Origin of the sequence: Nostoc sp. CALU 1950, assembly GCF_051172895.1 — a bacterium.
Lineage (GTDB): Bacteria > Cyanobacteriota > Cyanobacteriia > Cyanobacteriales > Nostocaceae > Nostoc > Nostoc edaphicum_A.
Genome location: NZ_JBDNJQ010000006.1, coordinates 71680 through 84702, shown reverse-complemented (window position 1 = coordinate 84702; position 13023 = coordinate 71680). Strand labels below are relative to the sequence as shown.

General features: G+C 41.0%; 12 protein-coding genes. 9 read left to right on the top strand and 3 right to left on the bottom strand.

The features are described 5' to 3' along the window. Positions 1 to 119: 119 nt before the first annotated feature. Entirely contained in the window at positions 120 to 1250 is a 1131-nt protein-coding gene (locus ABF638_RS03400; RefSeq protein WP_435020272.1) for a site-2 protease family protein, read from the top strand. A gap of 89 nt (positions 1251 to 1339) precedes the next feature. On the opposite strand, the gene ABF638_RS03395 is transcribed toward ABF638_RS03400, so the two are convergent. After that, positions 1340 to 1729 (bottom strand): hypothetical protein, encoded by a 390-nt coding sequence (locus ABF638_RS03395; protein ID WP_069071832.1) that lies wholly within the window; start codon positions 1727 to 1729, stop codon positions 1340 to 1342. A 778-nt stretch (positions 1730 to 2507) separates the two neighbouring features. Between ABF638_RS03395 and ABF638_RS03390 the strand changes: the two genes are divergently transcribed. Together ABF638_RS03390 and ABF638_RS03385 are read left to right on the top strand one after the other, a co-directional pair. Beyond that, positions 2508 to 2744, top strand: a complete 237-nt coding sequence (locus ABF638_RS03390) for a hypothetical protein (RefSeq protein WP_435020270.1) — start codon at positions 2508 to 2510, stop codon at positions 2742 to 2744. Positions 2745 to 2786: 42 nt separating this feature from the next. Beyond that, on the top strand, positions 2787 to 3590 hold the full coding sequence (locus ABF638_RS03385; RefSeq protein ID WP_435020268.1) for a superoxide dismutase: 804 nt from the start codon (positions 2787 to 2789) through the stop codon (positions 3588 to 3590). 307 nt (positions 3591 to 3897) lie between these two features. Here ABF638_RS03385 and ABF638_RS03380 read toward each other — a convergent pair whose 3' ends face one another. Then, entirely contained in the window at positions 3898 to 5223 is a 1326-nt protein-coding gene (locus tag ABF638_RS03380; protein ID WP_435020266.1) for a hypothetical protein, read from the bottom strand. A 172-nt stretch (positions 5224 to 5395) separates the two neighbouring features. Next, entirely contained in the window at positions 5396 to 6037 is a 642-nt protein-coding gene (locus ABF638_RS03375) for a hypothetical protein (protein ID WP_435020264.1), read from the bottom strand. A gap of 1100 nt (positions 6038 to 7137) precedes the next feature. Between ABF638_RS03375 and ABF638_RS03370 the strand changes: the two genes are divergently transcribed. From ABF638_RS03370 to ABF638_RS03345, 6 genes are all read left to right on the top strand, one after another. Then, positions 7138 to 7566 carry a hypothetical protein gene (locus tag ABF638_RS03370; RefSeq protein WP_181930902.1) on the top strand — a complete coding sequence of 143 codons (429 nt, stop codon included), beginning with the start codon at positions 7138 to 7140 and terminating at the stop codon, positions 7564 to 7566. A gap of 237 nt (positions 7567 to 7803) precedes the next feature. After that, entirely contained in the window at positions 7804 to 7932 is a 129-nt protein-coding gene (locus tag ABF638_RS03365; protein WP_435020261.1) for a hypothetical protein, read from the top strand. A gap of 250 nt (positions 7933 to 8182) precedes the next feature. Continuing rightward, positions 8183 to 9541 carry an APC family permease gene (locus ABF638_RS03360; RefSeq protein ID WP_435020259.1) on the top strand — a complete coding sequence of 453 codons (1359 nt, stop codon included), beginning with the start codon at positions 8183 to 8185 and terminating at the stop codon, positions 9539 to 9541. A 155-nt stretch (positions 9542 to 9696) separates the two neighbouring features. After that, complete coding sequence (locus ABF638_RS03355) at positions 9697 to 10356, top strand: class I SAM-dependent methyltransferase (RefSeq protein ID WP_435020257.1); 660 nt, start codon at positions 9697 to 9699, stop codon at positions 10354 to 10356. Positions 10357 to 10627: 271 nt separating this feature from the next. Next, positions 10628 to 11437 carry an SDR family oxidoreductase gene (locus ABF638_RS03350; RefSeq protein ID WP_435020255.1) on the top strand — a complete coding sequence of 270 codons (810 nt, stop codon included), beginning with the start codon at positions 10628 to 10630 and terminating at the stop codon, positions 11435 to 11437. A gap of 62 nt (positions 11438 to 11499) precedes the next feature. Then, positions 11500 to 12903 carry a glycoside hydrolase 100 family protein gene (locus ABF638_RS03345; protein WP_435020253.1) on the top strand — a complete coding sequence of 468 codons (1404 nt, stop codon included), beginning with the start codon at positions 11500 to 11502 and terminating at the stop codon, positions 12901 to 12903. Positions 12904 to 13023: the final 120 nt, after the last annotated feature.

Below are 13023 nucleotides of genomic sequence, written 5' to 3'. Positions count from 1 at the left end.
AAGAGTTCTTTATCTCTACAAGTAATTTCAAAAATCAAATACTAGTCCTATATTTTCACTCTAATTTTTTTCAGCAACAGTATTTCTAGACAAAAACTGCTTTAGAAAAAGAGGAATATATGCAGGGTTTTCGCTTAGGTTCTATTTTCGGGTTTGAAATCCGAATAGACTTGTCCTGGCTGTTAATTGTCTTCCTAATCCTGTGGACATTAAGTGCAGGTCTATTTCCAGCCAACTATCCAGGACTTTCCAATGCAACTTATTTCGGTATGGGCCTAGTAGCAACATTTTTCTTCTTTGCCTCGCTGCTAGCTCATGAGCTTTCTCATTCCTTAGTGGCTAGGACAAAAGGAATTCCAGTCGAAGGCATCACCCTGTTTATCTTTGGTGGGGTGTCGCGCACTCGTATGGATGCCGAACATCCTGATGATGAGTTTCAGATTGCGATCATTGGGCCCTTTACCAGTTTAGTACTGGCTGCTTTCTTCGGTTTAATTGCGTATATCGGCACAAATGCTGGATGGAGTGTTGTAGTTACGGGTGTCGCATCTTACCTCGGAACAATTAACCTCATTTTAGCCATATTCAATATGCTGCCTGGGTTTCCTCTAGATGGCGGTCGTGTTTTTCGTTCGCTAATCTGGAAGTATACTGGCAATCAGAAAAAGGCTACCAAAATTGCCTCGACGAGCGGTAAATGGTTAGCTTATTTGCTTATTGCCCTTGGTTTCTGGGAGTTGTTCGGTTCAGCCTTGTTGAGTGGACTCTGGTTGATCCTGATTGGTTGGTTCTTATATAATGCCGCAGAAGCTGGTTACGAGGAGCTTTTGATCCGCACAAGCCTGGAAGGAGTAAAGGCACAGGAAATCATGACTCCCCATCCAGAAACGGTAAATGCTGACCTGACGCTGCAAGATTTAGTGGATAAATATTTCCTCAGTCGTCGCTACCAGTCTTTCCCAGTAACGGAAGATAGTCATCCTATAGGGATTATTACCTTAAATCAGGTCAAGGATATCCCGCGCGAAGAATGGATTTATCGTACTGTTAGAGATGCCATGATTCCCACAGACACAGGAGTTACTGCTCGTCCGGAAGAGCAGATGTCGCAGGTATTGGAAAAAATGCAAGAATCGGGAGTTCGTCGGGTACTGGTGACTCAGAATGGTTCACTCAAAGGCATTATTACCGCTAACGATGTCGCACATTGGTTACGGCGACAGCGAGACTTAGGCAACCAGATGGGATAAATAAATGGAAAAAATTAGCACCAGCTTTGATATTTAGCCGCAAATCAAAATGTGAAAATCTTATGCCCTAAGATTGATAATTATTATTCTTAGCTAAAGGGCTTTTTAGAAGAAAAATTTTTCTTACTGGATGAGTACTCAGAACAATTCATCGCTTCTTCAGTGAGAACAATAGAAGGGTTTACTGCACATTTTAGATAATGATTATTGGAATAAAAGCGGCAGTTTTTACAAGGAAGTCTGTGTGCACTGTTGATGGATAAAACCATCTTTTCATCTAAAAATGCTCGGATTTTTTGCAATATTAGAAAAAAACCTATCCAACCAATTATAAAGCCAACAGGAGATAAAGATATCGCTAGATCACGGATAGTTATTTCATGCATTTGTGCTTGATCAATTTTGACTTCACTCCGGATTCCTTGCTCTAAATTACTATTGACTACTACAGTTTTTTGCCTGATTTGATTAGGATGCATATTATTTACCTTTTGTTATATGTCTTTATTGCCTTGATTTTTGATCGCCGGGTAATTAACTAGTAATTTGTGAAAAGACATGTTCTATTCCTGTTTTATCGTAATTAGGTTTGATAACACTCTTGAATTTGAAATATATAGACGTTTAGTAAGCAAATAAATTCAGAAAATGCTTATAAACAAGTACTGAATCTTAGGTTAATCGTAAAAAAGTTGAAAAACGTCCATATTAGAGGTGTAGCGCTCAAAGCCAACCAGGAAATAAGGGTATTTATGGATTTGGTTTATTCATGTGTATTTTAATTAACTAAAAATCACTACACAGTTGTCAAGTTGTCAGTAGGTCAGATTCTAATGCTTACAAGTTCTTAATTATAGGTTTAGCAAAATAAATTTTTAGCTATATCTGTCAAGAGTTTTGCTTGTTATTTGTCCTTATATATCCAAGGGAATAAATTAAGTAAGAGAGACATAGATGTTTATTTATATGTTATAATATGTAGAAATAATTTATCAAACTTTTATAGACATTAAAACTATGTCATCTTGATCACTACAACTGAATCCATAGTTAAAATTATCGACTCAAATCAATAAAATAAGGAATTATGATGTTTGGTATTATATCCACTTGATTAGTTATCACTATCAGCTTTTTAATTATTTTTAAGCTACCTTTATTTATTAAAATTGATACTTTTATTAAAGCGATATATGGTGTTGTTTACGGAATTTCAAATGCAATTCTGCTCTCAATACTCAGTTTTTTATATTTCGCTTGATTATCCTGAATCTGGGCTTATTCTTGTTTATTTTAAATACAATTATTTTTGCATTGACAGCTTATGTAGTAGAGCATTTTCGCTTAAGATGGTGCTTTTGGAGTCTTTTAAATGCCTCCACTGAGTTGGCCGTGAAATTCTATTCTCTTGAGTATTTTGCCTCGAATTACCTGATAACTAAGGTAATATATATAATATTTGGCTTTATTTGGCTGCAAAACAACATTCCATGATCTGATTACAAGCCAATAATATTGATTTTGAGGCTACAATTTATGATAAAGTTTTGGCGAAAAACAATAGTTTTTTTCTTCACAACAATTTTGCTGGCAATTCTGCTGATTTCTCATGAACCAGTACCAATAGCTGAGGCACAATCTTCTACACCAATACCAACGCCTGCTAGGTCATTTCCCCCTGTAGCTTATCCTAATAGGGCACTAAGTGCTTCTCCTGCACAGCTACCACCATTGCCTTATGCTTATGGGGCATTAGGAAAAGCTATTGATGCTGAGACGATGAAATTGCATCATGATGCACACCATGCTAGCTACGTAAAGAACTTAAATGATGCATTGAAGCAGTATCCAGATTTGCAAAAAAGAAGTGTTGAAGCTTTACTGGTGGATTTGAACAGCGTACCTGAAGATATTCGGACAAAGGTACGCAATAACGGTGGTGGTCACCTCAACCACACAATTTTTTGGCAACTAATGAGTCCCGAAGGTGGTGGACAACCATCAGGAGCGATCGCTCAAGAAATTAACAAAACTTTTGGCAGCTTTGATGCCTTTAAAAAACAGTTTAATGCAGCGGGTGCAGCTCGTTTCGGTAGTGGTTGGGTTTGGCTAGTACGTAATCCCCAAAATCAACTCCAGATTGTCACCACAGCAAATCAGGATAACCCAATTATGGAGGATTCATATCCGATTATGGGTAATGATCTGTGGGAACATGCTTATTACCTAAAATATCGCAACCGTCGGGCTGAGTATTTGAATAATTGGTGGAATGTGGTGAATTGGCCGCAGATTAACAGGCGATACCTTTCCTCCTCTACGGAACGCTCTGTGAACTGAACCGCTATGTGAAGGGTGATTTCGGATGTGTGAACTACTCCTAGTTGCCTACGGCTCAACTAGGAGTTTCTGTAATCACGGGCTACGGTGTACACACAAGTCTAAAAAAGCTCGATTTCCCTTTGTTCTCTCGTTTATCTTGTTCCCATGCAGAGCATGGGAATGTCTGACTAGAGGCTGCTTACCTCTAGTCAGGCATTGAGTCAGAGACTCAATGAATGCATTCCCAGTCTCGGACTGGGAACGAGGAAAGTCTTTTTAAGCTAGGTTGTTAGGACTTGTGTGTACACCGTAGGTAATCAAGGGCTTATGTAACATAATTACGAATTTTCAAAGCCCTCTGTTTGTGACGGACTATACATAGTAGAACAATTAGCAACACAAGCGCTTTGATCATTGATGGCTCCACTACCCTCTTCACTTCCGTAGGAGTTTGAGGAGTAACATTACACGGAACCTCAATGATCTGTGTGTGATCAGAACCATTACCACTGGGAGTCAGATCGCATTCACCTTTGTTGGTGAGAGACAAAGGTACATTTCCTGGAGAAACAGGTGCAGGTGGTTGAGATGGAGAAACAGATGGTTGAGCTGAAGAACGATCACCACCCAGTAGTAGAAACAGAACTAAAGCAAGACCCACACCTCCGATTATTGGCCAGAGTGGAAAGGAATCAGAACTGTCTGGTACCAAGACATCTCCCGCAGAGGCAGGGAAAGCATCAAAAGCTATTGTTTCTCCATCCAAGGCTAGTGGATTGTCACTTAGCAAAGTATCTCCTGCGATATCTTCTCCTAAGAGCTGATTAAATTCCTGTGGAATCGCATTATTGGGCCGTCCGAGTTCCCCACCATCTTCGGAGTATGGAAAGGATAGTACTTCAAAAATCTTTTGTTGGAGTTGGTTCTGATCTCCAGAATTCAATGCATTCAAGCCTGTAGAGATTTTATTTAAATAGAAATTTGTCATCTCTGGCGACAGACCTAGAGACTGAATCTGCTCTTGAATGTTAGAAATTTTTGAGGCCTCTTCAAACAGCAGTCGTCCGTATGACAATTTCAGGTCTAGTAATCCATTGCGGGGGCTAACAGAGTCATTGACTCCTGAGTATGGTGCCCAGTAAAACTGCTTGGTTACAAGTCCGAGTCCTTCTACTGGATTGCGACCAAAAGGTTGTCCTAGAAGGTATTGAGATCCATCCATGATTGTGGGGGATGCATTTCTCCAAAATGAGGCGTAAGGCACGGCAGAGAGATTGGGATTATTGCCGTAGAAGCTAGCGAAATTCTGGAAGTTTTTCTCCCCACCGGCTGCTCGGATGAGAAGGTTTTGATAACTAGTCCCATTGTTGAACTCCACTAATTGTTGGAGTACTGATCCAGTCTTATTGCAGGTCAGACCAAATCCCACATCACATGCAGGAATGACTCGCATCCGGCTCAAATTCTGGTTCTTAATTTGGTACTGGAGATACTCAGACTCCAGTCCTTGTTGGATGCCATAGCGTCCAACATTTAACTGTGCAAAAGCAGACTGACATGTAGTGAGTACTACTGCAACAGATGAAAATGCGATCGCTGCAAAGCGAACCGCCTTCGATATCGCAATTCTTTGAACAATTGATTTAGGCAAGATGCACCTCCACTAAACGACAGCAATTTAATTGGGAATTGGGCATGGGGGATTATGAGAAGGGTAAAGGGGAAGGGAGAAGGGTAAAGGGGAAGGGCTTTGTTTCTTTATCCTTTTCCCTTTAACCTTGTCCCCTGCTCCCCCATCTCCCTCATCCTCCCTACTCCCCAATTCAACTCTTAGGTAAATGAATGTTGATTGTGATTCCCGTACCTTTGAGATTTCCTGATGAGAGTGGGTGATATAAGACCAATGCCCGGTTTGGTTGGTCAAAAAGAAAGCCGCGACGCGTGGGTTTGATTTTCCCTTGCTTGACTAAGGAAACAAAGGCTTCTAAATATCTACGTATACCTTGACGGTTTTCTTGATTAGGATTCATATGACGCTCAACCAGCATCATAAAGAAGTCCAAACTACGATTTTCCTGCCCCTGAATCAGGCTGCCCTCATCTAGGAAAGAACTGGCTATAAGCCTGCCATTAACTTGTTTAACCTTAAACAGAGTAAAGTAACGCCCTTCTTTTTTAGGATCATTCGCATAACAGACCCAGGAACCCTCTTGATTCTGTGTAAAACCCTGTTCAGCAAGATAAGAAAGCAAAGAATTACTTGCTTTAGTTTGTGGTGGAGGTAATAAATCCTCAATGGGATCTAAAGAGCAAATCCTCTGTGTTGTTTTCCGTTGAGAAACAGCAGGAGTTTGCTGGGTATTGACGCGGAAGGGCTTGTCATCAGACATTGCCATGCTAGACATCGCAGCCAACACAGATATTTGGAGAGCGATCGCTCCAAACAAACGAACAATGATATTCATGTTTTTCCTGTTACTCTGATTTGCGTTGTCAATAATCGAGTGTTTACTAAATCAAGATTGATCTAGCAGTCCTAAATCATTTGCTAAATTTAAGAGCTTGCCTCATTTGGTTGAGGATAGCTGAAGTTTTCACCAATCAAATAGGACTTTTATATATAGGTAACTAAATCTAAATAAAATACACAATAATAATGTCTTATTTGCAAGACAAATTGGGCTTTTTGATATTTTTACATATACAAAAAACAATTGACTCTATGTCAAAACTTTTCTATTTACTCTTGTCTAATTTTTTGCCATTGGAAGAGGGTTTTATGCCTTCTTAACTAGCTGTTAGGATTACTAAAACAAGGCTTTTTTAGGTATTTATTACCTTATATAAGCAGATTCTCAAAAGCTCTGTGCTTTGCACGTTGGGGCTTTTGTTGATTTCCTCGGTGGATTGAATAGTTTTTTCTTTTTTGGAGGTAGCACACCTAACTAACTGTTTCCGCATGGTTGCAACTTAATGTATAAAATAATATCTCCTGACGGTAAAATAATATTACCATGAGCTTGAGACATGCAACAGTATTGTGGACAGTTGTCAAAGTTGTACACAGTGAATTGGAACCACCTCTTCATTAAATTTCATGGCAAATAGGTGAGAGCCAAAGCAATCTATTTAGACCTCACTAGTCTTAGATTCTCCAATACTATTGTTCTTAAACTAATAAATGTAGGTCTTAAATATAACTTACTTATAATTTCAATACGTATAAGCAATCTACTGCGATCGCTAACCCAAGTTCCTGGTTATGCTGCAAAGCAATCGTATCGAACAAAGTTAAATTAGATTACAAATCTAAAATTTGCGATTTAATATGCTGTTGTTGCTACAGACCTGATAAGCGTCTAAGGCTCAGATTCTCGATTTCTATTGTTTTGTACAAATGATTCAGTAGAGCTATATATTGTCACGATGAAAAAATACGTCCTTAAATTTGCTCTGTAGATAGATAAGTATCCTGAGCAAAGCTGGTATATTTACAAGTTTGATTAGTAACAACTTTTGACTAAAATTAAGAGAATAACTTGGTATTTTTACAAGTATTGGCAGTATGAATGTGGAATTTTTTAACAGGATTCCTTTGATGCCTTTAGTATTACTCTTATTGGCTTATACTCTCTTGGGATGGTATCTTGCTGCTCATCATATTATTTGGTTGGTGGGGGCTTTTGTCGCTGCTATGGTTATAGCTGTAGTGCGAAAAAGTATTTATTGGTTAGAACGTTTAATTGAATTTGGCTCTAAAATTTTAGTTGTCATCTTATTTTTAAGTATATCAATTGCTTTAGTAGCAACTTGGTCGATATTATTAAGGCTCTTTATCATTCCCTTAGCCACTACGCTTTTAGCTGATTTGGAAATGCGCTTTTCTGGCTTAAACAAACTAGATTCATTTTGGATTATAACAGTCCTAGCTGTCTTGGGTTTGGTAGTAGGTGAATTAATAGATATTTTACTTTTTCCCAGTAGCCGATACTAAAGAATGAGGGATAAAAAGTCTATATACTATTTATTAAGTAGAAGCGCATAGATGTGAATCCCTACTTAATCTGAAATCTTGAGCGATCGCTGTTTATAGTACAGCAGGATGTAAATAAACCACCCATTCTAAATCAATGAAACCTGTATGGTATGGGAATTACGAGCTTTATGACCAAAGAAAGCACGTTTACCTGTTATTAGTCAATCATTCTCTAGATTACTAAAAATCTCACTCGTGGAAGAAGTGTTAGCGAGTCAGATTTTCTATGCTATTGTCATCACGATGTTGTCTAGCAAAAGAATTTGGAGCGATGCCTACGGCGGCAAGCTACACAGGGAAATTAATCTGAATGTTACCAAATAATTTGAGGACATCTCATAGGTGACTGTCACTTTCCCGTCACATTTATTTTTTACCATAGTGGGTATGAGTAAAACAGTGATTAAAATTTGACCTACCCGAAGGCTAGCTTTTGGGCTAGTAGTTCACAACCTCAAAGGTCTTGGTGAATGGTGAGTTCCCAAATTTGGAGTACATAAGATAATTCCTTTGTTGAATAAAGACTATAAAACCAAGCCAAGAGTCCCAACTCAACACTAAATAACGGAGTAATGTGAGTAGACCTAAAGACTACAATTTGCTTGAGCAGACAACATCAACTGAAGTAGGAGTACCTAAGCCATCCCTAACATTATCAGACGCAGTAGCTCTGATTGTGGGTATTGTTATCGGGGCAGGGATTTTTCAAACTCCGGCTCTAGTGGCAAGTCAAGCAGGCAGTGATCTTGCTGTAATGTTTCTTTGGCTAATGGGTGGTGTCGTGTCTCTGGTAGGAGCCTTGTGCTATGCAGAGTTGGCGACTGTCTATCCCGACGTCGGCGGTGTCTACTACTATTTGAAACGTGCATTCGGGCGGGGAGTCGCCTTTTTATTTGCCTGGGCGCGGATGACAGTGATTCAAACTGGTTCCATTGCTCTTTTGGCATTTGTTTTTGGTGATTATGTTTCTCAGATATGGCGGCTAGGAACGTTTTCGTCTTCTATTTATGCAGCTATAGCGATCGCACTTTTAACTGCTTTGAACATTGTCGGTTTACAGCAGGGTAAGTGGACGCAAAACTTGCTAAGTGCTGCCAAAGTTCTAGGTTTGTTGCTGGTAGTAATTCTTGGGCTTACGGCCATTCCTAATTCTGCCCCCCCTGTGGAACCTGCATCATCAGGAACCTGGGGACTGGCGATGGTGTTTGTGTTGCTATCTTACGGCGGCTGGAATGAAGCGGCTTACATCTCCGCAGAAATTCAAAATGGACGACGTAATATTCTGCGATCGCTAATGTGGAGTATTGGCATTATCACCGCCATTTACTTGCTAATCAATCTGGCTTACCTGCGAGGACTGGGATTAGCAAACATGTCACAGTCAGAAGCAGTAGCCGCAGATTTAATGCGCTCTATTTGGGGCGCACCGGGAGCCTTGTTCATTAGTGTATTGATTGCGATCGCTACTTTGGGAGCAACCAACGCTACAATCTTTACTGGAGCGCGTACTAACTACGCACTGGGACAGGATTTTGCCCTATTTGGTTTTATGGGACGCTGGCAACAACGTCCTAGCAGTCCTACCTATGCCTTATTTTTGCAAGCAGCGATCGCCTTAGCACTGGTTTTTTTAGGCACGCTTACCCGCAAAGGCTTTGAAACAATGGTGGATTACACCGCCCCCATATTTTGGTTCTTCTTCTTGCTTTCCGGCATATCACTGATGGTATTGCGAATCCGCGAACCCCACATAGTGCGCCCATTCCGTGTGCCATTTTATCCTTTCACACCATTACTCTTTTGCGCCGTCTGTGGTTACTTGCTCTACTCCAGCTTGGCCTATACAGGTGTGGGAGCAATTGCTGGTGTTTTAGTTGTCGCAGCAGGTATCCCCGTGTTGTTCTGGAATAACTACCGTCAACGTAGGACTTAATACGAATTTGCGTCGCACCTTTGGTGCGCTTCTAGCGCAACTTTGATTTTGGATTGTGTAAACCAAACCTCACACAGTAAGCAATTCAAAATTCTATGACTATCAGTTGTTTTCCTAACTACTGACCACAAGCTACTGAATCAAGGAGAAAATTCATGAACTTCAAAAAAATTCTGTTTTTACTGGCTACAAGCGTTAGTATCACGAGCTTGGGAATTGCTGGGTGTACACCGCAACAGCAAGATTTGGAAGCCGGGACGCAACCTTCTACTTTAACGGGTCAGACCGAAACCGAAACACCATCTGCGACAACTCCCACAACTCAACCACAAGAACGCCCCGGTGATGTTCCCTATGTACCTACACCACAGCCAGTTGTAGATGCAATGTTGAAAGTGGCAAAAGTGGGTAAGAATGATGTACTTTACGACCTTGGTAGTGGTGATGGGAGAATTGTCAATACTGCGGCACAAAAGTTTGGTACGCGCGGTGTCGGCATAGATATTAACCCCGAACGCGTCCAAGAAGCTAATGATAATGCCCAGAAAGCAGGAGTTACCGATCGCGTCAAGTTTGTCCAACAAGACTTGTTCACCACTGACTTTAGTGAAGCAACAGTAGTTACACTTTACTTACTGCCAGAGGTAAACGCCAAACTTCGTCCCAAGCTATTGAGTGAACTCAAACCAGGGACTCGCATTGTCTCCCACGCTTTTGATATGGGTGATTGGAAACCAGAGCAGACTCTAACTGTAGATGGCAAAACTATTTACTATTGGGTAGTTCCTGAACAAGTACCAGCGAATTTGCGCTAGATACTAATAGCATTTTCAACAATTCTTGTAACAAGTAAATCGGCTGTAGGGGTGTACAACTGTATGCCCTTACACATTTATTTTTAACAGGAATTTCGCCAAAAAATATCAGAAATTCAAAATAATCAAAGACCTATTTTTAAATTTTAAATTACCTCTAAAGGGGGTTGACAGTAGCAACTTTAGATATCAGAAAGATTAATCTAAAATCTAGCATCCAAAGTTATTTGACTGAGCGTAAATTCAAGCAAAGGCAGCTTAGGGAGGAAATATGATAGGGTTAAAAGGGAAGAATGCTTTAATTACAGGTGCAACTTCAGGAATCGGTCAGGCGATCGCTATCAGACTCGCTCAAGAAGGGTGCAACATCGCTATTAATTACCGCAAAAGCCCTGAAGCTGCGGTAGACACACAAGAGATGGCATTGCAAAAAGCCTGCGGAAATATCGAAAATTGTGGTGTTAAATCACTGCTGGTTCAAGGAGATGTTTCCCAAGAATCAGACATTGTTGAGATGGTCAACACCGTAGTAAAGGAATTTGGCAGTCTAGATATTCTAGTTAACAATGCTGGCATTCAAACAGAAAGTCCATCCCACGAAGTTACCACAGCAGACTTTGACCGGGTAATTGCAGTTAATCTCCGGGGTGCTTATCTCTGCGCCCGTGAAACTATTAAACACCTCCTGTCTCTAAATCGTTCGGGGGTGATTATTAATATTTCCAGCGTTCACGAAATTATTCCTCGACCGATGTATATTAGCTATTCCATTAGCAAAGGCGGGATGGAAAACCTGACCAAAACCTTAGCATTGGAATATGCCAACCGAGGTATTCGTGTCAACTCCATTGCCCCCGGAGCAACAATCACCCCAATAAATCAAGACTGGATAGATGACCCCGAAAAAAAGGCGATCGTGGAAAGTCACATTCCAATGGGGCGTGCTGGCACCTCAGAGGAGATGGCAGCCACAGTAGCTTTTTTAGCTTCGGATGAAGCCGCCTACATCACCGGACAAACGCTATTTGTAGATGGTGGATTGACTCTGTATGCTGACTTCCGGGAAACCTGGTCAGCTTGAGGTAAGGCTGGCGTACTTTCCACAATTGAGCCGATACATACTATTAGTGGAATTAAACGCCCATGACTAGCGCAATCGAAAAGAACAGTCAACTGGAAGCAGAAGCCTGGGAATTGTTGGAAGAGTCGATAATTTATTACCAGGGAAAACCCATTGGGACTGTAGCCGCCCACGATCCGGAGTCAGATGCACTCAATTATGACCAGTGCTTCCTCCGCGATTTTGTCCCTTCTGCCTTGGTGTTTCTGATGTACGGCAAAGCAGAAATTGTGCGTAACTTCTTAGTAGAAACACTGAAATTACAAAGTCATGAAAAGCAGATAGACTGCTTTGAACCAGGAGCGGGATTAATGCCTGCAAGTTTCAAAGTACATTCCAAGGGGAATGAGGAATTTTTGGTCGCTGATTTTGGTGAACTGGCGATCGCTCGTGTTCCCCCAATTGATTCTTGTATGTGGTGGATTCTCCTGCTACGGGCTTATGAAAAAGCTACGGGCGATTTATCCCTAGCGCGTCAGCCAGATTTTCAAGCAGGAATCAAACTCATTTTGGATCTTTGTCTGGTACATCGGTTTTCCATGTTCCCAACAATGTTAGTTCCCGATGGCGCGTTTATGATTGACCGTCGTATGGGAGTCTACGAACATCCTCTAGAAATTCAGGTGTTATTCTATGCGTCTCTCAGGGCTGCTACTGAATTGCTTTTACCAGATGGGGATGACGATAGCTACCTCGGCAAAGTCAACAGGCGATTGGGATCTTTGAAATATCATATCCGCAACTATTATTGGCTAGACCTGAAGCGATTGGGGGAAATCTATCGTTACAAAGATAACGAATTTGGTAAAGAAATTGTTAATAAATTCAACATCAACTCAGAATCAATCCCCACTTGGTTGACCGAATGGTTGCCCGAAACTGGAGGATATTTAGCGGGAAATCTGGGGCCGGGACGGATAGATTTTCGCTTTTTTGCTCTGGGAAATCTGATGGCAATCTTAGCTTCCTTAGCAAGCGAAAAAGAATCTCAAAGCATTATGAATTTATTTGCCCAGCGTTGGCAAGACTTGATCGGCTATATGCCTGTTAAAATCTGCTTTCCAGCTTTGGAAGGTTTAGAGTGGAGAATTGTGACAGGATGTGATTCTAAAAACAGGGCTTGGTCTTATCACAACGGCGGTAACTGGCCCGTTTTGCTGTGGTTATTTACGGCTGCGGCACTGAAAGCAGATCGAACAGAACTTGCCCAAGCAGCGATCGCCATTGCCGAAAAACGTTTATTTAAGGATAAATTCCCGGAATACTACGATGGACACAATGCTCGTTTGATTGGCAAAGAAGCCAGAATTTATCAAACTTGGAGCATTGCTGGATTGCTAGCAGCCAAAAAGTTGCTGGAAAACCCAGATCACTTGGAATTAATCAGCTTTGCAGAGGGTCTTGAAGTCCCAGGCTGTAGTCTGTAGGTATTCAATGCCCTCCAGGGCTGCGACCCGGAAGATTATTTATATTTAGCAGTGTAATTATCAGGGTGTCTCTGCTAACTATTTTCCCAATCCCTAGTCCCCAATCCCCAGTCCTCGCTC

Coding starts and splice junctions, on each gene's coding strand:
- ABF638_RS03400 (WP_435020272.1), top strand. CDS start 120: ATGCAGGGTTTTCGCTTAGGTTCTATTTTCGGGTTTGAAATCCGAATA.
- ABF638_RS03395 (WP_069071832.1), bottom strand. CDS start 1,729: ATGCATCCTAATCAAATCAGGCAAAAAACTGTAGTAGTCAATAGTAAT.
- ABF638_RS03385 (WP_435020268.1), top strand. CDS start 2,787: ATGATAAAGTTTTGGCGAAAAACAATAGTTTTTTTCTTCACAACAATT.
- ABF638_RS03375 (WP_435020264.1), bottom strand. CDS start 6,037: ATGAATATCATTGTTCGTTTGTTTGGAGCGATCGCTCTCCAAATATCT.
- ABF638_RS03370 (WP_181930902.1), top strand. CDS start 7,138: ATGAATGTGGAATTTTTTAACAGGATTCCTTTGATGCCTTTAGTATTA.
- ABF638_RS03355 (WP_435020257.1), top strand. CDS start 9,697: ATGAACTTCAAAAAAATTCTGTTTTTACTGGCTACAAGCGTTAGTATC.
- ABF638_RS03350 (WP_435020255.1), top strand. CDS start 10,628: ATGATAGGGTTAAAAGGGAAGAATGCTTTAATTACAGGTGCAACTTCA.
- ABF638_RS03345 (WP_435020253.1), top strand. CDS start 11,500: ATGACTAGCGCAATCGAAAAGAACAGTCAACTGGAAGCAGAAGCCTGG.